This is a genomic window from Bradyrhizobium sp. 930_D9_N1_4 (genome assembly GCF_052076015.1).
GTDB lineage: Bacteria > Pseudomonadota > Alphaproteobacteria > Rhizobiales > Xanthobacteraceae > Bradyrhizobium.
In genome coordinates, this window is the sequence record NZ_CP197236.1 from 4500463 (window position 1) to 4523039 (window position 22577).

A 22577-nucleotide genomic window follows, 5' to 3' on the forward strand; every position below is an offset into this window, starting at 1 on the left:
TCGTCATTGCGAGCGTAGCGAAGCAATCCAGAAATGCGCCTGCGGAGGCATTCTGGATTGCTTCGTCGCAAGGGCTCCTAGCAATGACGGCTGGGATGGCTACCGCCTCCCAGTTCCCGCCTCTTGAAGTCGGTGCTGCAATGCACGATCTTGGGCACGATGAGACCAGCGGAAATCACGCTCGAGGCCGTGCCTTCGATTGGCGAGGTGTCGCCTGAGGATTGGGACGCTTGCGCCAATCCCGACAAGGCTTGCAACGGGTATGGCGCCGGAACTTCATCCGCGCTTCCAGGCGATTCCTTCGGCCTCTCAAGACCCGCCTATAACCCGTTCGTCTCGCATGCCTTTCTCTCTGCCGTCGAGAAATCGGGTTCGGCAACGATCCGCACCGGCTGGGGGCCGAGACACCTCGTGGCCAAGGTCGATGGCCGCGTCGCCGGCGTGGCGCCCTGCTATCTGAAATCGCACTCTCAAGGCGAGTACGTCTTCGACCGCGGTTGGGCGGACGCCTACGAGCGGGCCGGCGGGCGGTACTATCCGAAGCTCCAGGTCTCGGTTCCCTTCACGCCGGCCACGGGCCCGCGGCTACTGGTCCGCGACGGTGTCGACCACGAGCGCATCACCGAGGCGCTGGCGAGCGGGCTGGTGGCCCTGTGCGGCGTCAGCAAGGCCTCCTCGGTCCATGTCACCTTCGCGCGCGAGGCGGAATGGAAGCTGCTTGCCCAGCATGGCTTCCTCCAGCGCACCGACCAGCAGTTCCACTGGCGCAACGAGGGGTTTGCGGGTTTCGACGATTTCCTGGCGACACTGAATTCCCGCCACCGCAAGTCGATCAAGCGCGAGCGGCGCGATGCTCTGGCCAATGGCATCACCATCCATTGTCTTACCGGCAAGGACATTACCGAGGACGCCTGGGACGCATTCTTCGAGTTCTACATGGAGACCGGCTCGCGCAAATGGGGCCGGCCTTACCTCACGCGCGAATTCTTCTCGCTGATCGGCGAGACCATGAGCGAGGACGTGCTGCTGGTGATGGCCCGCCGCAACGACCGCTGGATCGCGGGCGCGATCAACTTCATCGGGTCGGACACGCTGTTCGGCCGCAACTGGGGCGCGGTCGAGCATCACCCCTTCCTGCATTTCGAGGTCTGCTATTACCAGGCTATCGATTTCGCCATCAAGCGCGGCCTCACCCATGTCGAGGCCGGCGCGCAGGGCGAGCACAAGATCGCGCGCGGCTACCTGCCGCGGACAACGCACTCCGCCCACTTCATCGCCGACCCCGGCCTGCGCCGCGCCATCGACGATTACCTCAAGCGCGAGCGTGCCTATGTCGCGGAAGCCGGCCGGGAGCTCGCCGAGCTCGGCCCGTTCCGCAAGGGCATCGACGAGGCGCCTTGACGCCCTCGTGTGCCTGGTGACAGTAAGCGCAAAATTCCAAGCGCAGAATTCCTGGGAGCCGCCGCCATGACCGCCTACGACACCAACAACATCTTCGCAAAGATCCTGCGCGGCGAATTCCCGTGCCACAAGGTCTATGAGGATGAGCACGTGCTCGCCTTCCTCGACATCATGCCGCGCGTGCCCGGCCACACGCTGGTGATCCCGAAGGCCCCTGCCCGCAACATCCTCGACATCAACCCGGACGATTACGCCCACGTCGCGCGCGGCGCGCACAAGATCGCGGCCGCCGCGATGACGGCGTTCAAGGCCGACGGCATCACGGTGCAGCAGTTCAACGAACCTGCCGGCGGACAGGTGGTGTTTCACCTGCACATGCACGTCATGCCGCGCCATGACGGCATCGCCATGCTGCCGCCGGCGAGCCGGAAGGAAGACGTCAAGGTGCTGGAAGAGAACGCGACCAAGCTGATCGCGGCGCTGAAGGCAGGTTGATCTCTCTCCATTCGTCATTGCGAGCGCAGCGAAGCAATCCAGAGTCTTTCCGCGGAGGCAGTCTGGATTGCTTCGTCGCTTCGCTCCTCGCAATGACGGAGGAGAGATTTACTCCGTCTGAAAATCCCCCGGCTGCGGCGCGGCCAGTGGCGTAAATTCGCAACGATCGGGCTTGATGTCGATCAGCGGCGTATGGTCGATGCAATCGAGGCCACGCACCAGGATCGCATTGCCCTCGATGCCGACCAGCTTCACGATCGAGGTGCCGATCGGATTGGGCCTGACCGGCGACCGTAGCGAAAAGGTGCCGCGGGTTTTCTCGTTGTTCTTCGGGCTTTGCAGCACGATGTCGCGGCGCGACTTGTCGAGCCAGTAGAGCACTTCGAGATTGCTGTAGAAATCGACGCCCTTGATCGCCGGTATGAAGGGCTCGAAGATCTCGAGCCGGCAGATCGGGCCATCGGCGCGGCCCTGCCGCGGCGTCTCCAGCCGCGAGGTCCAGGGCGTGCGGATGCGGCCGATGAAGACGAGGCCGGCATCTTCCGTCGACGGCAGCTCGATGGCGATCTCGCCCTCGCGGAGCTCGTTTTCGCGAACCATAATTCGTGTTCCTTGGCTGTTCGGAGGCGGTTTTAGCCCAACCACCACGTGCCGGCCAGCATGAAGGCTTCGCCGGCGACCACGCCCGCGAAAATCGAGCGGCGGGTCAGCAGGAAGACGACGAGGCCCGCGGCCACCGCACCGTAGCGCAGGACATCCGGCACACTGGCCAGCGCGCCCGGCGGCTGCACCACGATCTGGGCGATGACGCCCGCCAGGATCGCGGTGGCCACCGCCCGCACCCAGACCAGCAGCTCGGAGCCCTCGTCGATGCCGCCGCCGAACCACAGGCCCAGCATGCGCCATATCTGGTTGGGAATGACGCCCGCGACGAACAGCACGACAAGCGCATGCCAGTCACCGATGAGCTGCGCAGCGCTCATGCGCGCACCTCCCGCCACCAGTGCACGCCATAGGCGATCGTGCCGGCCACCAGGCCGCTGACGAGGATGTCGAGGCCCGAGTTCATCTTCGCGGCCAACGGATAGAGCAGAAAGCCGAGTGTCAACGCGACGACGTCGGCGGCCTCACGGCTGTTGCGCGCGGTCGAGAACAGGAACGACAACGGCGTCAGCAGTAGGATCGCCGCACCCAGCGTCTGCGTCAGATTGGCGGCGAGGAAATAGCCGACCGTATTGGCGGTGAGGCACACCGAGACCAGGCCGAAGCCAAGTCCGTTGACGAAGGCGATCCGCCGCTCGCGCGGCACCTGCGGCAGGAAGCGGTGGCATTCGACCCACAGCGTCACGGCGGTGAGATGCGCCGCGAAGAACAGCTCGCGCCGCTTGGTCGTCGGCGTGCGCATCAGTGGCAGCACGGAGACCACCATCGGAAACAGCCGGATCGCGCTGACCGTGACCGCGATCGCCGACTGGATGACCGTCGCGCCCGAGCCGAGCGTGGTGATCAGGATGATCTGTGCCGGACCTGCCCAGACGAACAGCGTCGAGCAGAGCGCCCAGAGCAAGCTGAAATGGGTGTCATGGGCCAGCGCACCGATGCCGAGATAGGTCGCAAACAGCACGAGCGTGAGGATCGTCTGCGTGATCGAGCGAAGCCCCCACGCAAACGCGCGCCAGGGACTTTGCCATTGAGGTGAATCGAGCGGAGGAAGCGCCACGGGGGTTTTGGCCGGGGTTGTGGAATCGTGGCTGCATAACGCGGAATGCGGCGTCTGACGTCAAGGAAGCGCGCGGCGGGGCTGGCATGCGCACGGAGAGACGCCTACCCGCTCACACCCCGGTTCTTCAGCACGAAGCACGCGCCGCCCGCTTTCCGGATGCGGTTGCAGAGATCATCCGCCTCGCTGCGCGTATCCGCGCCGATCCTCACTTGGTAGAACGCACGCGTGCCGCGGCTGCGCATCACCGAGCTCAGCAGGCTCGGATCGCGCTCGCCAATCACGGTGCTCAGCCGCCCGACGGCACGGGAATACATCGCCAGCGCCCTGTTGCGGTCGAAGCCGGCCGCGAGCTGCACGCCCCAGATCTTGGCGGCGGCAAGCTCGACATGCTGCTCGAGCTCGGCGACGAACGCATTCGGCGCGCGCTTGAGGAGCGCCATCAGATCGCGACAGCTCGTCGGCGGCGAGCTCGGCGGTCCCTTGCCGGTTGCGCCTGCCTTGGCCCACGCATCGACGCTCGTGCCGGTAATCGCGTAGACGTAGTTGCGCGTCTGGTCCGGCATTGGACCGGTCCCCGCGAGCCATTCCTGGATCCGGCGCGGACCGGCATTGTAGGCGGCGGCAGCCAGGCCAAGATTGCCGAACTGGTTGCGCAGCTCGTTCAAGAACTCCGCCGACTTCGGCAGCGCCTGCACCGGGTTGAACGGATTGAGCAGCCCGCGCTCGCTCGCGGTGCCCGGCATGAATTGCGCGATCCCCTGCGCGTGTTCGCCGCTGCGCGTCATGGGGCCTACCGCATCGGCCTGGAAACGGCTTTCCTGCCAGATCACGCGGGCGAAGAATTCCAGCGGCAGATGGGCATCGCGTGCGGCCGCTTCCACGATCAGGCAGATTGATTCCCGCGTGTCGCTTTCGCGTGCGTCCGCGGGCTTCGGCGGCGGCATCGCGAGTTCCTCGACGCTCGGCACCGCGACGTTGATCTTCGCAGGCGAGCTGTCCCATGCCGCAACCTGTGTCGCAGAGACCAGCAGTGCGGCAACGGCGAGTGCTGCAATTCGCGCCAACAATGCCCAAGCATCGCCGTGGCGCATGCCGGCGCGGCATGCAACAAGAAGATCTGCCATGTCGTGGCATCGTGCCATGGTTCGACGAGTTGCCAATATATGCTGCCTGACCTGCTTCTCCCAATGCGCATCCCTGCCAAACGGATCCGCACGCTCATTGCCCTTGCTGCCCTCGCCCTGTCCGCTACGCCGGCGATGGCGCAAGTCAACTGGCGGATGACCACGGAATATCCGCAAAATAACATTTCCGGGATAGGCCTTACGACTTTCGCCGATCGGGTCGCGGCGCGCACAAACGGTTTCGTGACCGTGACCAGCGCCTTCGACAACGAGCTCAAGATCAACTCTGGCGAGATGCCACGCGCGGCTCTGGACGGCCGGATCGCGGGCGGCGATGCCTTTGCGGGCGCCCTCTCAGGCCTCGACCCCGTGCTCGGATTGTCCACCCTTCCCTTTCTGGTGCAGTCGGTCGACATCGCCCATGCCGGCAACGCGCGAGCGCGCCCGCTCTATGAGAAGGCGTTCGCCGCACGCGGCCTCAAGCTGCTCTATTTGACGATCTGGCCGGCCACGGGCCTGTGGTCGGAACGGCCGCTCGACGGTGCCGACGACCTGCCAACACTGAACTTGCGGGCCTACGACGCCAATTCCAGCGAGGTCATGCGCGCGGCGGGCGCGAACGCGCAGTTCTTGCCGATGGACAAAGCGCTGGCCGGCCTGAAGGACCATCAACTGAACGCCTTCCTCACCTCCGGCGACGGCGGCGCAGGGCGAAAACTCTGGGACTTCCTGCCGCATTTCACGGCCATCAACTACGCGATGCCGGTCTCGATCGCCTTCGTCCGCAGCGAGGCCTTTGCCGGGCTGCCCGAGCCGATGCAGCGCGAGGTGCTGGCTGCGGCGGCCGAGACCGAGCAAAGCCAGTTCGCGCTCCTGGCTCACCGGACCACCGAGAACTACGCGCGCATGCGCGACAATGGCGTCCGCATCGCCGAGCCGGCACCGGCCTCCCTGATCGCCGCACTCCGGAAGGCGGCAGCGCCCGTGATCGCGGCCTGGGAGGCGCAGGCGGGCGCCGATGCCACTGCGATCGTCGAATGGGCGAGACAGCAATAAAGCGAGCCGTCGGCGATGAGTTGTCCGCCAGTTCCGCCTTTCGCTCGCTTCGCTCCTAAGCCGAGGCGGGCTTCTCCGCACTGATGGCGCGATCCAAGGCATCAATCAGCGTTTGAAGCTCGACGAATTTGTTCCGTGCGCGCTCAGCCTTTTCACGATCCAAGGGAGCGGCCAGCACCTTCGCATGCGGATCTCTGTCCTCGATCATGCGATCCCGGGCCTTCTTCAATGTTTCAAGTCGTTCGTTCATCTGTGCTCCTCCGCCAATATCTGCTCGACCACGACCAGCGACTCAGTCGAAGCCAGTCGGAAGCTCACCCTTTCGGAAGAACACCGTTGGCTCATCGTCGTAGTCACCTATCTCGGGATCGCCGCTGGATGAGAACGCGACGACGCCGAGTTTGCTCAAGGCCAATCTCTCCGCCGTTCGCAGCGCACCGCTTTCCGACTTGCAGACGATGGGAGCATCGGCCTTCAGACGTCCGCCCTTGCCCGCATTGAACGCCCGCACGACATAGGTTGTTTCGCGGACCATGGCGGCTCCTCTGAACTGTTGACAAACGGAGTTGACGTCAACGACCGTGAAGGCCGCGCTCAGCGGTGCATCGCTTCGACGAGCGGGGAAAGCCTGATCGTTGCAAAACTGGAGAAGGTATCCGACACGGCATATGGCAGGATGATCTGGTCATTGTGCCTCATCGCACCGCAGGTATAGACGACGTTGGGGACATACCCTTCGCGTTCGGACGGTTCAGGCCGCAACAGCGGCTCGGCCGAACGTGCGAGCACCCTGGATGGGTCGCGCTTGTCGAGCAGCGCCGCTCCGATCGAGTATTTTCGGATCGGGCCGACACCGTGCGTCAGCAGCAACCAACCTTCGTCAAGTTCGATAGGCGACCCGCAATTTCCGATCTGCACGAACTCCCACGGAAATTGCGGTTTCAGAAGGGGGACCCCGCCGCCGTCCCACGTGTAGAGGTCGTCCGAATAGAGCAGGTACAGGTTCTCGTTGTCTTGTCGCGCGATCATGGCAAAGCGGCCGCCGATCTTGCGGGGGAACAGCGCCATACCCTTGTTCTGTGCCGCACTTCCCCGCAAAGGCGTCAGTCGAAACGACAAGAAATCGCTGGTCTCGATCAATTCGGACCGGATTGCCCGTCCGCTGTAGGCCGTATAGGTCGCGTAGTAGGTCTCCCGATCGCCGTCGTTGAATTTGACAAAGCGCGCATCCTCGATGCCGTTCGACTGGGAATCGGTAATTGGAAAGATGACCCGCTCGCTGATGTCTTCCTCGGGCCTGAACGTCAATTCCACACGGTCGCCGTCCGGTCCGGAGACGCGATGGCTGACCCGGGGAACCGAGGCAAGGCGCGCCGTCGGATCGACGGCCAGGCTTCCGTCAGCCGCAATTGTTCCGGTTCGAAACGTCAGTGACGACACATGCCCCTCGCCGACGGCGCGAAGGCTCATGATGAAGCGCAAGCCTCCCTTCGGCGCCCCAGATTGATCGGGATGCGGGACGATGCTGGGGTTGAACAAGGCAGAGGCTTCGAACGAATACTCGCTGAGGAAATAGGCGCCGACCAGCTGACGCTGCGTCTTCGAGAAGAGGCCGTGCGTCGCGAAAGCATCCTCCATTTCATCCGCGCGGGTCTCGAACCTCTCCAAGAGGTTACGATGTCGCCCCTGGAAATTGTCGAGGACATCCGCAAGCTGAACTGCGACAGCCTCCGAGCTGAGCGCGAGGACCCGGTCGACGATATGATTTGCCCGCATCTTGTCGGTCGGGTTCAGGTCGCGGGGTTCGGTTGCCGGCTTGAATGGCCGCACGATGACCCGCGCTGGATCGGGGCGCAGATGAAGCCCCTGCCGGTTCAGGAAAGAAGCTTGTGACACGGTATCCTCGGCCTGCTGAATGAAAAGATGAAGTTCAGGCGCTCACGGCGCGCAAGGCTGTGGGCCGTGTCAGGCTCGGGTTGACGCGCGCAAGCTGGCGCATCTCCGCAAGTCCGAGGAGATAGCAAACAACCGACTCGCCCCCGCGGTTTTCGTTGGCGCGATCGGGGTGCAAACCATCCCGGCAACTGCCAGTGAGCGGATCGACCAGCGCCACGGAGAGATCGTTGCTGCCGAGAAACCAGGCGAAGGCCCGAGTCGCCAAGGCTTTCCATTCGGCGTCGCCATCGGCACGCCACGCGGCGAGGCAGGCGGCGATCGTTGCCGTCGCCTCCACAGGCTGCTGATCAAACGCACGGGGATGTTGCCGCCGCTCGCCGAAACCAGCGGTGCCGACCGGACGGAAATGCCCTGCCGCGCTCGTCTGTTGCATCATGAGCCAGCGCAGAGACCTCAATCCGGCATCGAGATATCGAGGCATCTGTGTCGCCATGCCCGTTAGTATCAAGGCCTGCGGCAATCGCGCGTTATCGTAGGCCAGCCCTTCCTCGAACCACACCCAGTCTGCCGTCTCGACCGACGCCAGACAGGTCATCAACCTGTCGGCAAGCGAGTGCCGGACTTCCCTGGCGTGGAGATCGTCTGGAGTTGCCGCGCAATAGGCGTCCAAACCGAGCAGCATGAACGCCCACGCGCGTGGCGAACAAAAGCTTTTCGCGATCGGCAATGCCCGGGCGAACAACGCAGCAGCCCACAGGCGCCGGGTCGGGCTCGCGTCTCTGCGTGCAGCCTCGCCCAAGGCCCATAGCGTTCGCCCGTGACTGTCTTCGGACCCTCTGTCTTCCAGCCAGGTTCGATTGAATCCCATGAAGTTGCGAAATTGCCCGGTGTCAGGGTTCCAGGCATGCTGCACGAATGCCGCGAACCGGCTCGTCAGGACTTCCGAGAGTGGCTTTTCGCCCGGACCATTGAGGGCGCAGGCCAGCAGCAGGGCTCGGGCATTGTCGTCGACGCAATAGCCGTGGGCGCGATCCGGCACCGAATGAACCGCGTGCTGGAACAGCCCGACATCGTCGCACATCGACAGGAAATGTCCGATCTGCATATCGGGCGGCACGGGGATGCGCAGCTCGGGCGCGTTCATCTCGGAGAGCGCGAAGAGTTTGGGCTGATGGCCTTGCCGTGCTTTGTCGAAGACGGACACGTAGCTCTCAGCCACCCGCTCCCACGTCATCATCCGGCTTGCCGCATAGGCGCGCCGAGACATCGCCTGCCGGCGAGCATCGTCGGTCAGCAGATTTGCAATCTCGTCACCGATCGCCCCGGCATCGCCGAAAGGCACCAGCACGCCGCAACCGTCGGCAAGCAGCTCACGCGCGTGCCAGTAAGGCGTCGAAACGACTGGTTTCCCCAGTCCGAAGCTGTAGGCCAGGGTTCCCGAGGTCATCTGGGCTTCGTTGAGATAGGGCGTGACATAGACGTCGCACATCGAGATGAATTCGAGCAGCGTGGCAAGATCGGCAAATCGATCGAAGAACACCACGTGCTCGTCGATCCCGAGTTCGCGCACCCGCGCCGTCAGGCTCTCGCGATAGGCCTCACCCTGGTCCTTGACCAAATTAGGGTGCGTTGCGCCGAGCACGACGTACACTGCATTCGGGCAGCGCTTCAGGATCGACGGCATGGCGTCGATCATGACCTCGATGCCCTTGTTCGGGGACAACAGGCCGAATGTCAGAATGACCGATTTCTGTTCAAATCCGAGGGTGGCCTTCGCTGCATCGGGCGCGGCGAAGGCGACATCGGGAATCCCGTGGGCGATGACTTCGATCTTGTCGTCAGGCACCAGGTAGACGTCACGCAGCAGTTCGCGGCCCTTATGGGCCATCACCACGACCTTAGACGACGCCTCGACGATGCGCTCCATGACCGTCCGTTGCGCAGGTGTCGGATTGGCCAGCACGGTATGGAACGTCGTCACCACCGGCATGGCAAGGCGGGACAACAACACGAGGATATGGGCCCCGGCTTCACCACCGAAAATCCCGAACTCGTGCTGTAGACACACAGTGTCGAACCGGCCGGCATTGAGGAAATCCGCGGCCCGCATGTAGTCTTCGATATTGCCGTCCTTGATCTGGAACGCGACCGCCGGAGGATAATCATAGGCTTCACCGCGATCGGTCATTGCCACGATGCAAATCTCCAGATCGTGGCGCGAAACCGAGATCGCGTCCTTCAGGTCGGTCGTATAGGTCGCAATTCCGCACCGGCGCGGCAACGAGTTGCCGATGACGGCGATACGGCGGAGCGGCGTCATTTCGGCACCTCACTGATTTCACTTGATGTCGGAGCGTGCCACGGCGGCAGACGGCTTATTCCGCCGCCCGTCAGCCTTCTGCCACGCCTGCGCTGCCTGATGACAAACCTCAACAGCCGCGGCAGATATTCTTCAGCTTCGCTGCGGTCTTGGCCTCTTCCGCGATGAAGGGATCCTTGTAGGCAGCCCGCGCCGCGTCTTTTTCGGCAGCAGTGGGTTGCTTCGCCTGCGGCGGAAACGCAGCGTCGTAACAGGCGAGCCGTCCGCTCGTGCTTTCGATCGTACGGCAGTCCGCTTCTTTCGCGACGGCACTTTGCACAAACATGCCAAGCGCCAATACGACAATAAATACTTTCATGCAGGTAACGTTCCTCGCGGAGAATCCGGGTAAGCCGAGTGGCGAACCGTCGGCGGCTTCTCATGCCTCGAACTGGTCGAACTCGTCAGAGAGCAAAATCCGGCCTTGCGGCGTGCAGATTCGCACGTCGATATAGCCTTCCTGCAACAGCTCCCTTGCCTTCTTCAAAGCAGCAGCCGTCGTGTCGCGGCTCAGACTGACGTAGCCGCTTTGATCGCGTCCGCTCACGAGATATTGGAGCGTCGTCCTAACCATGCGAAAAAGCCGCGGCAGCCACCAGGAGCAACAGAAACAGCGGGACAATCACCGGCGGCACGATCCAGTCGGCCAGCACAAATCGAGGCATGCGCCCTCCTCCTCGTTCGGCGGGAGCGCTAGTGACCCTCAGTCACCGATGGATGCCATAGGAAGGGCGGTGATTGCGTGACTCTACGCCTCCCCCCTGCGAATAGCGAGCCTTTAAAACGGTACGCGACATCGACGAGGCGGTGTTGCCTTGGCGAGCGGCCTCGTTTAGGTCAAGCAATAGACGATAGCATCGACACGGACACGGCCAGCATGACGACAATCTATTTTGATCTCGACGGCACGCTGACCGACCCGAAGCCCGGGATCACCCGCTCGATCCAGTACGCGCTGGAGCGGCTGAACGTCGCGGTGCCCAGCGAAGACGAGCTGACCTGGTGCATCGGCCCGCCGCTGCATGCGAGCCTGGAAAAGCTCACCGGCAGCTCGGAACTCGCCGACCGGGCGCTGCTGCTCTACCGCGAGCGCTTCAGCGATATCGGCCTGTTCGAAAACGAAGCCTATTCGGGCATCGTGGACACTTTGGCGACGCTTGCCGCGACGACACCGCGCATGTTCGTGGCAACCAGCAAGCCGGTTGTCTATGCGAGCCGCATCGTCAATCATTTCGGCCTGAAGCCGTATTTCGAGCGCGTGTTCGGCTCCGAACTCGATGGCACCCGCGTCGACAAGCGCGACCTGCTGCGTTACGCGCTCGACGAAGCCAAGGTCGATCCGGGCAACGCTGTCATGATCGGCGACCGCAGCCACGACGTGCTCGGCGCTCGCACCAACGGCATGACCGCGATCGGCGTGCTCTACGGCTATGGCAGCGAGGCCGAGTTACGGGATGCCGGCGCGCATCACATCTGCGCAGCGCATCCGGAGCTGCTCGGCCATTGCCTAACCATCTCGTGACCGATCTTGAATTGGACGCTTACGCCAAGCTGGTTCATGCTCTGACGTTGACAATGCGCCTATTCGAAACATCGGACGACCTTCCAACCGTAAACGAGTCGAACCTGCCGCCGCCTTACATCGACACGGGGCATATGTCGCTATTGGAACGAGGTGCAGGTTTCTTGTGGGATCTTGAGATCGTTCGGTCTCTGGATAAAGACAACAAAGAGTTCGGCCCCTTTCTTAAATTCGATTGCCGGCCTGACGATGTCCGCGCCATCGCCATTAAGAACGCAGCAAATGGTCCCACATTGGACAGTCTGGTGTGGCTCTACGTTGAACTAAGATCAGAATTTTCCCGAATGCACCTTGATCGGTCGACGCTGTTCTTCGTCGATGAAGTGCCAAGTTTTTCCATTTGCGCAGAGGAGATCGCGTCGTTCAAAGCCATGGAAAAGCTTGGCTACGTGGAGGCCGTCCCAGGCGGTTTCGCTTCCACTGCCAAAACCAACGCACTGTTGAGCAAGCCTTGGTGGGATGAGTAAGCCGCATATCGGTCTACGAACATCCCAATTGAATGATCAGCTCGCCGCTGCGCCGATGTCCGTGGGCTCGACGCTGTCGACCGGCAGCGCGAACTGCTCGACGCGCTGATATCGCTTCTTGTTGAGCAGGAGCCGCGTCACGTCGGGCCGCGAATAATGCCCGGCGGGATCGGCCGCGTTCTTGGCGACGCCGATGGCGCCGAGATCGATTTCCGCGATCAATAGCCCCTCCTGGTCCGGCGCCAGCTTGTCGCCGATCTGGCTGCCGTCGGGACCGTAGATCGCGGCAAAGCCGCCGCCGGCGTGCAGCAGCGCGTGCTTGTCGGGACGGTCGCACAGCTCATCGATCATGGCTTGCGAGACCGTCGCGCACGGCGCGAGCACGAAGCAGGAGCCCTCCACCGCATAGACGCGCGAGGCGGCGTTGTTGACCTCGGCGCCGAGCGCCGGCGCAAAGGGATCGTAGAGCGAGAAGCTCGGCCAGGCCGCGACATGCACCTGCTCGTCCTGGGCATACATGGCGTATTTCGACAGCGGCTGCAGATGCTCCCAGCAGCACAGCGCGCCGATGCGGCCGATGTCGGCCCTCGCATGTACGGCGAGATCGCTGCCGTCGCCTTCGCCATAGACCGTGCGCTCGGCATGGGTCGGCCGCAGCTTGCGGCGCTTTGCGATGGTCTCGCCGTCAGGGCCGATCAGCCATTGCGCCAGATAAAGACTGCCGCCGTCGCGCTCGGACAGGCCGAACACGGCGGTGAGCTTCGCTTTCCGCACCGCATCGCGCAGCCGCTCGGCCTGCGGACTGTCGTAGGACAGCGAATTGTCGAAATAGCGCTGCACAAAACCGCGGCCGATCGCCCAGGCCGGCGAGTCCATCCAGATGTGCCAGGGGTAACCGGGGATGAAAGCTTCCGGAAACGCGATCAGCCTGGCGCCCTTCTCGGCGGCCTCCCTGATCAGCGCGATCGACTTGTCGATCGAGGCATCGAGGTCGAGCCAGGCCGGCGCCGCCTGCACCACCGCAACCTTGTATTTCGGATGTTCGATGCCCATTCCCGCCTCCCTTGCCGGTTGATCGGAAGCCACGTCCGATGCAGTCTATTTGGCCAAGCCGGGCGGCCGGGCGCTCGACCGCGGCGGAACGAAAACTCGACCGGAGGGAGCGCCGCACGGGTACGGAATTTGCCTCCGGTCAGGCTGGATCCGCGCCAATATGCGATTTTGCGGGATGTGAAAGGGAGGCTGTCCAGATGACCATCCAGTTCACGACAGACGGCAGCCCCGGCTATCGGCGGCTGGCGCTATGGCAAGACATCGTCTGCGACGTCTTCGTCGGGCTCGACTGCAAGTCGGATCTCGGCAGCGCCTTTCGCGGCTCGGTGACGCAGGCCTCGCTTGGCAAGGCGGTATGCTCCGAGGTCTGCTCCGACCGCCAGCACGTGTTCCGGACGCCATCCCGCATCGCGCGTTCGGATCAGGATTTTGTCCTGGTCGCGCTCGGCAATCGCGGCGACGGAGGCGTGGTGCAGGACGGCCGCGAGACCGTGATCCATCCCGGCGAGTTCGCGCTTTACGACACGACGCGGCCCTATGAGCTGAAGTTCAACGACGCCTTCACGCAGACCATCTTCAAGGTGCCGCGGGAGATGCTCCAGCGCCGGCTCGGCGCCACCGAGACGCTCACCGCAATGTCATTCGGCGCCGAGATGCCGCTCGAACGGCTAGCCTGCGATTTCATGGTCAGGCTTTGCCAGAGCGCCGACCGGCTTGCGCCGGACAATGCCGCCGCGTTGTCGGAACAGGCCGTCGATCTGCTCGCGATGGCGCTGAGCGAACGGCTCAGCAAGGCATCGCTGCCATCGTCAACCCATCGCTCCGCCCTGCTCTACCGGTTGAAAGCCCACATCCGAGCGCACCTGGCCGATCCCGACCTCTCGCTGTCGGAGACAGCGGCCGCGCTCGGCATCTCGCCGCGTTATGTGAACGATCTCCTCGCCGACGAGGACATCTCTTTCCAGCGCCATGTGCTGGCCGAGCGTCTCGCCCAATGCCGGCGTGACCTCGCCTCGCCCGTGCTGGCCCATCGTCATGTCAGCGAGATCGCGTTCGCCTGGGGGTTCAACGATCTCTCGCATTTCGGCCGCGTCTTCCGCGAACATTTCGGGATGTCGCCGCGCGACTTCCGGCAGAGCCAGTTGCGGCACTGACAATCAGCTATCACGTCAAGCCTTCGCCGTGGACGAAGGTAGCGCTCGCCAATTCCAGATTGTTAGGACTCGCAGCCTGCATCAGGCTGGCTCGCATGAGGACTCACACCACGATAAGCGGATCGGAGCTGCTGCTGGGTGTGATCGCGATCCGCCTCGCGGTGCTGGTCGTGGTGGGCTGGAGCCTGACGCTCCTGCCGCAGCAGGCGCGTGACAGCGCACCGGTCTGTTCGTCCGCAACCCGGACGGAGGCTCGATCTCCGACGAACTCAGTCGGCCCGCACGTTGCCGATGCCGCCTTCAATGACATGCGTCTGCACGACTAGGCCATTCCCGAGCAAGGCCGGTATGTGAGCGCGCGATAGGACGACGCGCCTGCTTGCGCTAAATTCGGCTCCAAGGCCGCACCGATCAACCGGCGGCCAGCCGAGGAGCATATCGATGGAATACCGACGCTTGGGCCAGTCAGGCCTCATGGTGCCCGCTTTGAGTCTTGGGACCGGCACCTTCGGCGGCGTTGGCCGCCTTGCCGCATGGGGCACGACAGACGCGACCGAGGCGCGGCGGCTTCTGGATATCTGCCTCGAGGCCGGCGTCTCGATGTTCGACACTGCCAACGTCTATTCGCTCGGCGAATCCGAGCGCGTTCTCGGCGAAGCCATCAAGGGCCGCCGCGACAAGGTGCTGATCTCGACCAAGGCCACGTTCCGCTTCGGCGACGGGCCCAACGACATCGGCTCGTCGCGGCAGCATCTGCTCAAGGCTATCGATGCCTCGCTGAGCCGGCTCGGCACCGATTACATCGACCTGTTCCAGCTCCACGGCTTCGACGCCTTTACACCGCCCGAGGAGGTGCTCTCGACCCTCGACGTGCTCGTGCGCGCCGGCAAGATCCGCTATGTCGGCGTCTCGAATTTTTCGGGTTGGCACCTGATGAAGTCGCTCTCCGTCGCCGACAAGCATGGCTTCCCGCGCTACGTCGCCAACCAGACCTATTATTCATTGATCGGGCGCGACTACGAATGGGAGCTGATGCCGCTCGGCGTCGACCAGGGGTTGGGCGCCGTGGTCTGGTCGCCGCTCGGCTGGGGACGCCTCACCGGAAAAATCCGTCGCGGCCAGCCGAAGCCTGACGTGAGCCGCCTGCCCAAGACCGCCGAGTTCGGCCCGCCCGTGCCCGACGAGCACGTCTATCGTGTCGTCGATGCCATCGACGAGGTCGCGAAGGAAACCGGCAAGAGCGTCTCGCAGATCGCGCTGAACTGGCTGCTCCAGCGCCCAACGGTCTCGACGCTGATCATCGGCGCGCGCAACGAGGCGCAACTGCGCGAAAATCTCGGCGCGGTCGGCTGGACGCTGACCAAGGACCAGATCGCCAAGCTCGACGCGGCGAGCAAGGTGACGCTGCCCTACCCGTACTGGCACCAGCGCACGACCTTCACCGACCGCAATCCGCCGGCCGTTTAGCGAGCTTCGGACGGGCGACATCGTCGGCAGGCTGCGAAAGCCGCCTGCCGATGCCCCCGCACCGTAGGACAAGCGCATATGGCATTTTGCGCGACCTGAGCGCGCGCCTCGTCCTTCGAGACGACCGCTTCGCGGTCTCCTCAGGATGAGGCTAAGCAGCATCGGGCTCGTCAAAACCAGGGCCGCACACTCGGTCCTCATCCTGAGGGCCCGCCAACGGCGGGCGTCTCGAAGGATGGCCGCAGGGGAGATGCCCCTTGCGCCTAGCTCATATGCGATTGCCCGGCGCCCGAAGCCCCGCTTCCGGCCAGGAACCTGCCCGTGCCCTCCCGGGTTGCGATCCATCAGGCAATTTCCTAATCCGGAGATGCAACACGGCCCGAATCAACCGCGCCTCCATCATGTCGTCCGCCCCGATCGAGCATGCCGACGGCCTGCCGCAGCCCCAGCGCAACCAGGCGGTGCTGACCATTGCTCTCGGCATCATCATGGCGGTGGTCGACAGTGCCATCGCCAATGTGGCGCTGCCGACGATCGCGGCCGACCTCGACGCAAGCCCGGCCTTCTCGATCTGGATCGTCAACGGCTATCAGCTCGCCATCACGATCTCGCTGCTGCCGCTGGCTTCGCTCGGCGAGATCGTCGGCTATCGCCGCGTCTATCTGGTCGGGCTGGTGCTGTTCACGCTCGCGTCCGCCTTCTGCGCGCTGGCGGATACGCTGCCGCTGCTGACGATCGCGCGCATCATCCAGGGTTTTGGCGCGGCCGGCATCATGAGCGTCAACGCGGCGCTGGTGCGCTTCACCTACCCGCGCAGCCAGCTTGGCCGCGGCATCGGGATCAACGCCCTCGTCGTCGCCTTCTCCGCCGCGGTCGGCCCGACACTCGCCGCCGGCATCCTCGCGTTCGGCAGCTGGCCCTGGCTGTTCGCGATCAACGTCCCGCTCGGCGTGGTGACGCTTGTACTGGGTCTGCGCAGCCTGCCGCACACCAGGCCCGCCAGCCGTTCCTTTGACTGGCAGAGTGCGGGGCTGTCTGCGATCACCTTCGGGGTCGGCATCGCGGCCGTCGACAGCGTCGGTCATGGCGAGGCTGCACTCACCTGCCTCGTTCAGTTCGCCATCGCCATCGTCGCGGGCGCGCTGCTGATCTACCGCGAAACCCACATGACCTCGCCGCTGCTGCCGGTCGACTTGTTGCGCATCCCGGTGTTCGCGCTGTCGATCGCGACATCGATCGCCTCATTCTGCGCGCAGATGCTGGCCTTTGTTGCGATCCCTTTCTACCTCCAGAGCCGCTTCGGCTATTCCGCCGTTCATATGGGCCTGCTGATCACGCCATGGCCGATCGCGGTGGCGTTCGCAGCCCCCCTCGCCGGCCGCCTGGTCGAGCATTATCCGGCGGGCCTGCTCGGCGGCATCGGCCTCACGCTGTTCGCCTGCGGCCTCGGCGCGCTCGCCTTCCTGCCGGCAAGCCCGACGCCGTTCGACGTGATCTGGCGGATGGCGCTGGCCGGTGCCGGCTTCGGCCTGTTCCAGACGCCGAACAACCGCACCATGATCGCGGCCGCCCCACGTGAGCGCGCCGGCGGCGCCAGCGGCATGCTGGGCACAGCGCGCCTGCTCGGACAGACGACCGGCGCCGCGCTGGTGGCGCTGCTGCTCGGCCGCTACCCGGTCGAAGGGACCCGGCTAGCCCTTCTCGTGGGGGTGGGATTTGCGCTGTGCGGCGCAGCGCTGAGCATGCTGCGGCTATCGCCCGCCGGCGCGCGCGGCGCGGAGCATGTCCGCGTGCAGGACGACCAGCGCCTGCGCGGCGAGTGACCTCTCGCTCGGGCGAATCCGTAATTTTACGATGCCACGCAAGGAGTATTGCTCTCGCGCTTTAGTTGCGCTTCATTGCAACCAGGGCTGGGAGATATTTTATGAATTATTTTAAGGTTGTGGCGCTTTGCGCCGTGGCTGCTGCTGTGAGTGGATGCGCGGGCCGCGCGCCGGCTCCCGTTTCAGTGGTGCAGCCTCAGGACCGATACATGGACTGTGCAGCCATTTCCATTGAGGTCCAGTCCAACAACGCCAAGGTTCAGCAACTCGCCTCCGACAAGGGCTTAAAGGTCGCCCAAAACGTCGCTGCCGGTGTCGCGGGATTGGTCATTCCCGTACTTTGGTTCGGCATGGACTTTCAAGGAACGGCTGATACCGAAATTCAAGCACTTCAGGCACGTCAGCAGTATTTGGCTTCGCTCGCAGAGCAACGCCGCTGTGGTGACGACACCGGAGAGCCGCAAAAGGTGGTCGCCGAGCCCGCGAAGAGGCCCAAGGCGAAACCGAAAACCCCGCCTGCCCCTACTGCTTCGGCGGCCCCGCCCGCCCCAACAGAGCAAAAGTAAATACGCGCCTTTTGGTCTTTCGCGAAACGCATCTGACCAAATTTGGTCACACGTTTACGGCTAACGGCTCTGCCGCAAACAAAAAGGCCGGCTTCTCAGCCGGCCTTTTCGATTCATGTCGCTTGCGTTCAAGCCTTGACCAGCGGCCCCTTGGACGTCGGCCCCTTCGAGCCGCCGGAGCCACCACCGCCCGGCTTGGACTTGCCCGGCGGACGCTTGCGGGCACCGGGCAGCTTCTCCTGCTTCGGCGTGACCGGGCCATCGAGGAACTCGAAGCCGATCTTGTCCTTGGTCTCGTCGGCCTCGTCCTTGACCAGGACGACGCGGACGTGGCCGCCACCCTTGAGCTTGCCGAACAGTACTTCGTCGGCCAGCGGCTTCTTGATGTGCTCCTGGATCACGCGGGCCATGGGCCGTGCGCCCATCTGCTCGTCGTAACCATGCTGGACCAGCCAGGTCTTGGCGGGCTCGGACAGCTCGATGGTGACGTCGCGGTCGCCAAGCTGCGCCTCGAGCTGAAGCACGAACTTCTCGACCACCGTGCCGATCACCTCGACGCTGAGATGGCCGAACGAAACGATGGCATCGAGGCGGTTGCGGAATTCCGGCGCGAACTGCCGGTTGATCGCCTCGTGGTCGTCGCCTTCCCGCTTCGAGCGCGTGAAGCCGAACGCCTGCTTGGCTAGATCGGACGCGCCCGCATTCGTGGTCATGATCAGGATCACGTTGCGGAAGTTGACCTGCTTGCCGTTGTGGTCGGTGAGCCGGCCGTGGTCCATGATCTGGAGCAGCACGTTGTAGAGATCGGGATGTGCCTTCTCGATTTCGTCGAGCAGCACCACGCAATGCGGATGCTGGTCGACACCGTCGGTCAGCAGGCCGCCCTGGTCGAAGCCGACATAGCCGGGAGGCGCGCCGATCAGGCGCGACACGGTGTGCCGCTCCATGTATTCGGACATGTCGAAGCGCAGCAGCTCGACGCCCAGCGACGCCGCGAGCTGCTTTGCGACTTCGGTCTTGCCGACGCCGGTCGGACCCGAGAACAGATAGCTGCCGATCGGCTTCTCCGGCTCGCGCAAGCCGGCACGCGCCAGCTTGATCGAAGCGGCGAGCGACTCGATCGCCTTGTCCTGACCGAACACGGTGCGCTTCAGGGTCTGCTCGAGATGCTTGAGCACCTCGGCGTCGTTCTTCGACACGCTCTTCGGCGGGATCCGCGCCATCGAGGCGATCGTGGTCTCGATCTCCTTGATGCCGATGGTCTTCTTGCGCTTGTTCTCGGCCACCAGCATCTGCGCCGCGCCGGACTCGTCGATCACGTCGATCGCCTTGTCGGGCAGCTTGCGGTCGTGGATGTAGCGCGAGGAGAGCTGCACCGCGGCCTCGATCGCCTCATTGGTGTACTTCAGCCGGTGGTAGTCCTCGAAGTACGGCTTGAGGCCCTTGAGGATCGCGATGGCGTCCTCGACCGTCGGCTCGTTGATGTCGATCTTCTGGAAGCGCCGCACCAGCGCGCGGTCCTTCTCGAAGTGCTGGCGGTATTCCTTGTAGGTGGTCGACCCCATGCAGCGGATGGTGCCCGAGGCAAGCGCCGGCTTGAGCAGGTTCGACGCATCCATCGCGCCGCCCGACGTCGCTCCCGCACCGATCACAGTGTGGATCTCGTCGATGAACAGGATGGCGTTGGGATGCGCCTCGAGCTCCTTCAGCACCTGCTTGAGGCGCTCTTCGAAGTCGCCGCGATAACGCGTGCCGGCGAGCAGCGTACCCATGTCCAGCGAGAACACGGTCGCGGCCGCCAGAACCTCCGGCACCTCGCTGTCGACGATGCGCTTGGCAAGGCCCTCCGCGATCGCGGTCTTGCCGACGCCGGCCTCGCCCACGAACAGCGGATTGTTCTTCTGCCGGCGGCACAGCACCTGGATCGCGCGGTTGATCTCGGAATTGCGTCCGATCACCGGATCGATCTTGCCGTCGCGCGCCTTCTTGTTGAGGTTGACGCAATAGGTCTCGAGCGCTTCGCCCTTCTTCTTGGCGTCCTCGGTACCCTTGGCCTCGGCCTCCTCGTCGACACCGCGAACGGGGCGCGCCTCGGAGACGCCCGGCCGCTTGGCGATGCCATGGCTGATGTAATTGACGGCGTCATAGCGCGTCATGTCCTGCTCTTGCAGGAAGTACGCAGCGTGGCTCTCGCGTTCGGCAAAGATCGCAATCAGCACGTTGGCGCCGGTCACCTCTTCGCGACCGGACGACTGAACGTGAATCACCGCGCGCTGGATCACGCGCTGGAAGCCGGCGGTCGGCTTGGCGTCGTCGGCGCCGTCCGTCACCAGATTCTCGAATTCGGTTTCAAGGTAATTGACGAGGCTCGTGCGGAGCTTGTCGAGATCGACGCTACAGGCACGCATGACGGCGGCTGCATCGGAATCGTCGATCAAAGAGAGCAAGAGATGCTCGAGCGTCGCGTATTGGTGATGACGCTCGTTGGCGATCGCCAGTGCACGATGCAGGGATTGTTCAAGGCTTTGGGAAAAAGTCGGCATTCGCGTCCTCTATGGCCCCCACCATCATGATCGCCATCGCCCGGTCAGGCAACAACAACCTTTGTCACATATAGTTATACAAAATCGCGGTGAAAGACCGGTTCCGCGACTCAGGCTGCGACATGCCTGCGGTATCTTTGATGCAAAACCCGTTCCGATTTGGGCAGAACTACCCATTTGGGCAGGATTGGCGCCAGCGCGATGTTCGTCGGATCATGCAGCAGGATGTGCTGCCGTCACACACCGCACGAAAAGAACCACTCTAAAGAACGCGAACGCGCGACTACTTCTTTTCCATCACGCATTGTAGCGGATGCTGATGCTTGCGGGCGAAATCCATCACCTGCGTCACTTTGGTCTCGGCGATCTCGTAAGTGAACACGCCGCACTCGCCGATGCCGTGATGATGGACGTGCAGCATGATCTTGGTCGCAGCCTCGACGTCCTTCTGGAAGAACTTCTCCAGCACATGGACGACGAATTCCATCGGCGTGTAGTCGTCGTTCAGGATCAGCACGCGATACAGGTTCGGCCGCTTGGTCTTCGGCTTGACCTTGGTGATGACGGACGTATTCGGCCCCGTCGGTCCGCCCGAACGGTTCTCGTCATTGCTCATGCGAGGAGCGTGGACAGCGGCTGGCGCGGAGAGGTCTAGTCTGGAAGTCAGGTGCGGCATGGCTCAGGCGTTCAAATTCCCCACAGAAGCGAATGACGGTCGGCCGAACGGCCCCGTCCTTCGGAGCTTCGCACGGGCGCGCCGCCTTGCTGGATCGCCGCTTCCAACCGGTCCGGTCAAGCCCGGATCGATTGTGGGCAATATGGGCCTGCCCCCGGCTCGCCGCAAGCATACAACGGTCTGGCCGGCACGGCCGAGGCAGTCCCCGATTCCCGGTCCGGGAGATCCTGGCCAAGGTTAATCAATCCAGACCGATTTGACAAAAATTTCCGCCTCGACAGTTTAGAGCATCTTGATCAGGAACCCGCCTCAGGCCGCCGCGGCGGTTTCGCGCGGGTCCCTCCGGTTTTCTACGGGGCACTTTATCCGTCGTTCAATCGCGCGCAGATCGACGCGCGGCGGAAGAAGCCGTGCGATAACGCCAAGGAAGCGAACATCACGATCGATGCGGCGCAGGTGAACACCGGCAGCGACCCGATCTCGAGCGTGCTGCAATATTGCGCGAGCAGCACCGACAAGTTCTGTCTGGTGACGAAGACGGACCAGACCGTGTCGGTGTTCAAGGATATCGGAACGTCACTGTTGAAACTGCGCGTGGCGCGCTGAAACGGATGTCCAGCGCGGCAAACAAAAAGCCCGGCTGAACCAGCCGGGCCTTTCGATTCCAGAACTTCCGGAAAAATTAGTTCGCGGCCGGGGTGAACTTCGACACGATGGTCTCGACCGGCTTGAACGCCTGCTTGGCGAGGTCGCTGTAGAGGCCGGCGATCTTCTGCGATTCCGCAACGAAGGTCTCGTAGGCGGAACGGGCGAAATCGGTCTGCGCTTCCACGGCCTTGTCCAGCGACTTCACGCCGGAGAGCTTCTCGACGAAGGACTTGGTGTCTTCGAACGACTTCTTGGTGTAGTCGCCATACGCGCTGGCGATCGCCTGGAGGCCGTGCTGCACCGAGGTCGCGGAGGCAACGTACTGCTCGAAATGCTCTTTCCCGTAATTCTGAAAGTCTTCAGCCTTGAACATTTTGGAATCCTTTTCCCTGACTCTCGTCCGGAAGCCCCGGCTCCCTGACTCCGCCCAAAATTAGTGCAACGCACAAAAAAGTCAAGAATATTGTGCGACGCACAAAAATAGATGTAAATCGCGGAGATTCCCGGGGTTTCCCGCAAGGGTTCCTTAAGCTTTTGGAAACCG

25 protein-coding genes are annotated in these 22577 nt (G+C 63.4%); 11 read left to right on the top strand and 14 right to left on the bottom strand.

Annotation, left to right across the window (positions count from 1 at the left end):
- Positions 1-159 precede the first annotated feature (159 nt).
- Together AB7532_RS21270 and AB7532_RS21275 are read left to right on the top strand one after the other, a co-directional pair.
- Positions 160-1401: a GNAT family N-acetyltransferase gene (locus AB7532_RS21270; RefSeq protein ID WP_441236684.1), complete on the top strand. Its 1242-nt coding sequence runs from the start codon at positions 160-162 to the stop codon at positions 1399-1401.
- A 66-nt stretch (positions 1402-1467) separates the two neighbouring features.
- Positions 1468-1896, top strand: coding sequence for an HIT family protein (locus tag AB7532_RS21275; protein WP_441236685.1), 429 nt, complete (start codon positions 1468-1470; stop codon positions 1894-1896).
- 108 nt (positions 1897-2004) lie between these two features.
- Here AB7532_RS21275 and tsaA read toward each other — a convergent pair whose 3' ends face one another.
- From tsaA to AB7532_RS21295, 4 genes are all read right to left on the bottom strand, one after another.
- Complete coding sequence (gene tsaA, locus AB7532_RS21280) at positions 2005-2496, bottom strand: tRNA (N6-threonylcarbamoyladenosine(37)-N6)-methyltransferase TrmO (RefSeq protein ID WP_441236686.1); 492 nt, start codon at positions 2494-2496, stop codon at positions 2005-2007.
- A gap of 32 nt (positions 2497-2528) precedes the next feature.
- The gene (locus AB7532_RS21285; RefSeq protein ID WP_441236687.1) at positions 2529-2879 is read right to left on the bottom strand and encodes an AzlD domain-containing protein; all 351 of its coding nucleotides are present in this window, start codon (positions 2877-2879) and stop codon (positions 2529-2531) included.
- Positions 2876-3616 carry an AzlC family ABC transporter permease gene (locus tag AB7532_RS21290; RefSeq protein ID WP_441236688.1) on the bottom strand — a complete coding sequence of 247 codons (741 nt, stop codon included), beginning with the start codon at positions 3614-3616 and terminating at the stop codon, positions 2876-2878. Before AB7532_RS21290 ends, AB7532_RS21285 begins: the two co-directional genes overlap by 4 nt.
- Before the next feature lie 104 nt (positions 3617-3720).
- On the bottom strand, positions 3721-4710 hold the full coding sequence (locus AB7532_RS21295; RefSeq protein WP_441239330.1) for a transglycosylase SLT domain-containing protein: 990 nt from the start codon (positions 4708-4710) through the stop codon (positions 3721-3723).
- Between the two features lie 72 nt (positions 4711-4782).
- On the opposite strand from AB7532_RS21295, the gene AB7532_RS21300 reads away from it, so the two are divergent.
- Entirely contained in the window at positions 4783-5799 is a 1017-nt protein-coding gene (locus AB7532_RS21300) for a TRAP transporter substrate-binding protein (protein WP_441236689.1), read from the top strand.
- A gap of 55 nt (positions 5800-5854) precedes the next feature.
- On the opposite strand, the gene AB7532_RS21305 is transcribed toward AB7532_RS21300, so the two are convergent.
- The 6 genes from AB7532_RS21305 to AB7532_RS21330 form a co-directional block, all read right to left on the bottom strand.
- Positions 5855-6049, bottom strand: a complete 195-nt coding sequence (locus tag AB7532_RS21305) for a hypothetical protein (RefSeq protein ID WP_441236690.1) — start codon at positions 6047-6049, stop codon at positions 5855-5857.
- Between the two features lie 42 nt (positions 6050-6091).
- Complete coding sequence (locus AB7532_RS21310; RefSeq protein ID WP_441236691.1) at positions 6092-6334, bottom strand: hypothetical protein; 243 nt, start codon at positions 6332-6334, stop codon at positions 6092-6094.
- A gap of 59 nt (positions 6335-6393) precedes the next feature.
- Complete coding sequence (locus AB7532_RS21315) at positions 6394-7695, bottom strand: glycoside hydrolase family 130 protein (RefSeq protein ID WP_441236692.1); 1302 nt, start codon at positions 7693-7695, stop codon at positions 6394-6396.
- A gap of 34 nt (positions 7696-7729) precedes the next feature.
- Positions 7730-10015: a glycosyltransferase family 4 protein gene (locus tag AB7532_RS21320; RefSeq protein ID WP_441236693.1), complete on the bottom strand. Its 2286-nt coding sequence runs from the start codon at positions 10013-10015 to the stop codon at positions 7730-7732.
- A 109-nt stretch (positions 10016-10124) separates the two neighbouring features.
- A complete protein-coding gene (locus AB7532_RS21325; RefSeq protein ID WP_441236694.1) occupies positions 10125-10373 on the bottom strand; it encodes a hypothetical protein in 249 nt (82 codons plus the stop codon).
- 60 nt (positions 10374-10433) lie between these two features.
- Entirely contained in the window at positions 10434-10628 is a 195-nt protein-coding gene (locus AB7532_RS21330; RefSeq protein WP_441236695.1) for a hypothetical protein, read from the bottom strand.
- 303 nt (positions 10629-10931) lie between these two features.
- Here AB7532_RS21330 and AB7532_RS21335 point away from each other — a divergent pair, with 303 nt between their 5' ends.
- Complete coding sequence (locus AB7532_RS21335) at positions 10932-11576, top strand: HAD family hydrolase (RefSeq protein WP_441236696.1); 645 nt, start codon at positions 10932-10934, stop codon at positions 11574-11576.
- On the top strand, positions 11573-12103 hold the full coding sequence (locus AB7532_RS21340; protein WP_441236697.1) for a hypothetical protein: 531 nt from the start codon (positions 11573-11575) through the stop codon (positions 12101-12103). Before AB7532_RS21335 ends, AB7532_RS21340 begins: the two co-directional genes overlap by 4 nt.
- Positions 12104-12139: 36 nt before the next feature.
- On the opposite strand, the gene AB7532_RS21345 is transcribed toward AB7532_RS21340, so the two are convergent.
- Positions 12140-13156, bottom strand: a complete 1017-nt coding sequence (locus AB7532_RS21345) for a carbon-nitrogen hydrolase family protein (protein ID WP_441236698.1) — start codon at positions 13154-13156, stop codon at positions 12140-12142.
- A 197-nt stretch (positions 13157-13353) separates the two neighbouring features.
- Between AB7532_RS21345 and AB7532_RS21350 the strand changes: the two genes are divergently transcribed.
- From AB7532_RS21350 to AB7532_RS21370, 5 genes are all read left to right on the top strand, one after another.
- The gene (locus AB7532_RS21350) at positions 13354-14310 is read left to right on the top strand and encodes a helix-turn-helix domain-containing protein (RefSeq protein WP_441236699.1); all 957 of its coding nucleotides are present in this window, start codon (positions 13354-13356) and stop codon (positions 14308-14310) included.
- Between the two features lie 95 nt (positions 14311-14405).
- A complete protein-coding gene (locus AB7532_RS21355; protein ID WP_441236700.1) occupies positions 14406-14636 on the top strand; it encodes a hypothetical protein in 231 nt (76 codons plus the stop codon).
- Between the two features lie 115 nt (positions 14637-14751).
- Positions 14752-15777: an aldo/keto reductase gene (locus AB7532_RS21360; protein WP_441236701.1), complete on the top strand. Its 1026-nt coding sequence runs from the start codon at positions 14752-14754 to the stop codon at positions 15775-15777.
- Positions 15778-16178: 401 nt separating this feature from the next.
- Positions 16179-17600: an MFS transporter gene (locus AB7532_RS21365; RefSeq protein WP_441236702.1), complete on the top strand. Its 1422-nt coding sequence runs from the start codon at positions 16179-16181 to the stop codon at positions 17598-17600.
- Positions 17601-17701: 101 nt separating this feature from the next.
- The gene (locus tag AB7532_RS21370; protein ID WP_441236703.1) at positions 17702-18166 is read left to right on the top strand and encodes a hypothetical protein; all 465 of its coding nucleotides are present in this window, start codon (positions 17702-17704) and stop codon (positions 18164-18166) included.
- A gap of 128 nt (positions 18167-18294) precedes the next feature.
- Here the strand turns inward: AB7532_RS21370 and clpA are convergent, their stop codons facing one another.
- On the bottom strand, positions 18295-20709 hold the full coding sequence (gene clpA, locus AB7532_RS21375) for an ATP-dependent Clp protease ATP-binding subunit ClpA (protein WP_441236704.1): 2415 nt from the start codon (positions 20707-20709) through the stop codon (positions 18295-18297).
- Positions 20710-20992: 283 nt separating this feature from the next.
- The gene (gene clpS, locus AB7532_RS21380; RefSeq protein ID WP_015685564.1) at positions 20993-21325 is read right to left on the bottom strand and encodes an ATP-dependent Clp protease adapter ClpS; all 333 of its coding nucleotides are present in this window, start codon (positions 21323-21325) and stop codon (positions 20993-20995) included.
- Between the two features lie 516 nt (positions 21326-21841).
- On the opposite strand from clpS, the gene AB7532_RS21385 reads away from it, so the two are divergent.
- Positions 21842-21991 carry a hypothetical protein gene (locus AB7532_RS21385; RefSeq protein ID WP_441236705.1) on the top strand — a complete coding sequence of 50 codons (150 nt, stop codon included), beginning with the start codon at positions 21842-21844 and terminating at the stop codon, positions 21989-21991.
- A 76-nt stretch (positions 21992-22067) separates the two neighbouring features.
- Here the strand turns inward: AB7532_RS21385 and AB7532_RS21390 are convergent, their stop codons facing one another.
- Entirely contained in the window at positions 22068-22406 is a 339-nt protein-coding gene (locus AB7532_RS21390; protein WP_441236706.1) for a phasin family protein, read from the bottom strand.
- Positions 22407-22577: the final 171 nt, after the last annotated feature.

Excerpts from the sequence above, each read along its gene's own strand:
- AB7532_RS21285 (WP_441236687.1), bottom strand. The coding sequence starts at position 2,879 with ATGAGCGCTGCGCAGCTCATCGGTGACTGGCATGCGCTTGTCGTGCTG.
- AB7532_RS21320 (WP_441236693.1), bottom strand. The coding sequence starts at position 10,015 with ATGACGCCGCTCCGCCGTATCGCCGTCATCGGCAACTCGTTGCCGCGC.
- clpS (WP_015685564.1), bottom strand. The coding sequence starts at position 21,325 with ATGAGCAATGACGAGAACCGTTCGGGCGGACCGACGGGGCCGAATACG.
- AB7532_RS21305 (WP_441236690.1), bottom strand. The coding sequence starts at position 6,049 with ATGAACGAACGACTTGAAACATTGAAGAAGGCCCGGGATCGCATGATC.
- AB7532_RS21330 (WP_441236695.1), bottom strand. The coding sequence starts at position 10,628 with ATGGTTAGGACGACGCTCCAATATCTCGTGAGCGGACGCGATCAAAGC.
- AB7532_RS21295 (WP_441239330.1), bottom strand. The coding sequence starts at position 4,710 with ATGCGCCACGGCGATGCTTGGGCATTGTTGGCGCGAATTGCAGCACTC.
- AB7532_RS21390 (WP_441236706.1), bottom strand. The coding sequence starts at position 22,406 with ATGTTCAAGGCTGAAGACTTTCAGAATTACGGGAAAGAGCATTTCGAG.
- AB7532_RS21275 (WP_441236685.1), top strand. The coding sequence starts at position 1,468 with ATGACCGCCTACGACACCAACAACATCTTCGCAAAGATCCTGCGCGGC.
- AB7532_RS21350 (WP_441236699.1), top strand. The coding sequence starts at position 13,354 with ATGACCATCCAGTTCACGACAGACGGCAGCCCCGGCTATCGGCGGCTG.
- AB7532_RS21325 (WP_441236694.1), bottom strand. The coding sequence starts at position 10,373 with ATGAAAGTATTTATTGTCGTATTGGCGCTTGGCATGTTTGTGCAAAGT.
- AB7532_RS21270 (WP_441236684.1), top strand. The coding sequence starts at position 160 with ATGAGACCAGCGGAAATCACGCTCGAGGCCGTGCCTTCGATTGGCGAG.
- AB7532_RS21335 (WP_441236696.1), top strand. The coding sequence starts at position 10,932 with ATGACGACAATCTATTTTGATCTCGACGGCACGCTGACCGACCCGAAG.
- AB7532_RS21360 (WP_441236701.1), top strand. The coding sequence starts at position 14,752 with ATGGAATACCGACGCTTGGGCCAGTCAGGCCTCATGGTGCCCGCTTTG.
- AB7532_RS21310 (WP_441236691.1), bottom strand. The coding sequence starts at position 6,334 with ATGGTCCGCGAAACAACCTATGTCGTGCGGGCGTTCAATGCGGGCAAG.
- AB7532_RS21370 (WP_441236703.1), top strand. The coding sequence starts at position 17,702 with ATGAATTATTTTAAGGTTGTGGCGCTTTGCGCCGTGGCTGCTGCTGTG.
- clpA (WP_441236704.1), bottom strand. The coding sequence starts at position 20,709 with ATGCCGACTTTTTCCCAAAGCCTTGAACAATCCCTGCATCGTGCACTG.
- AB7532_RS21300 (WP_441236689.1), top strand. The coding sequence starts at position 4,783 with ATGCTGCCTGACCTGCTTCTCCCAATGCGCATCCCTGCCAAACGGATC.
- AB7532_RS21345 (WP_441236698.1), bottom strand. The coding sequence starts at position 13,156 with ATGGGCATCGAACATCCGAAATACAAGGTTGCGGTGGTGCAGGCGGCG.
- AB7532_RS21365 (WP_441236702.1), top strand. The coding sequence starts at position 16,179 with ATGTCGTCCGCCCCGATCGAGCATGCCGACGGCCTGCCGCAGCCCCAG.
- tsaA (WP_441236686.1), bottom strand. The coding sequence starts at position 2,496 with ATGGTTCGCGAAAACGAGCTCCGCGAGGGCGAGATCGCCATCGAGCTG.
- AB7532_RS21355 (WP_441236700.1), top strand. The coding sequence starts at position 14,406 with ATGAGGACTCACACCACGATAAGCGGATCGGAGCTGCTGCTGGGTGTG.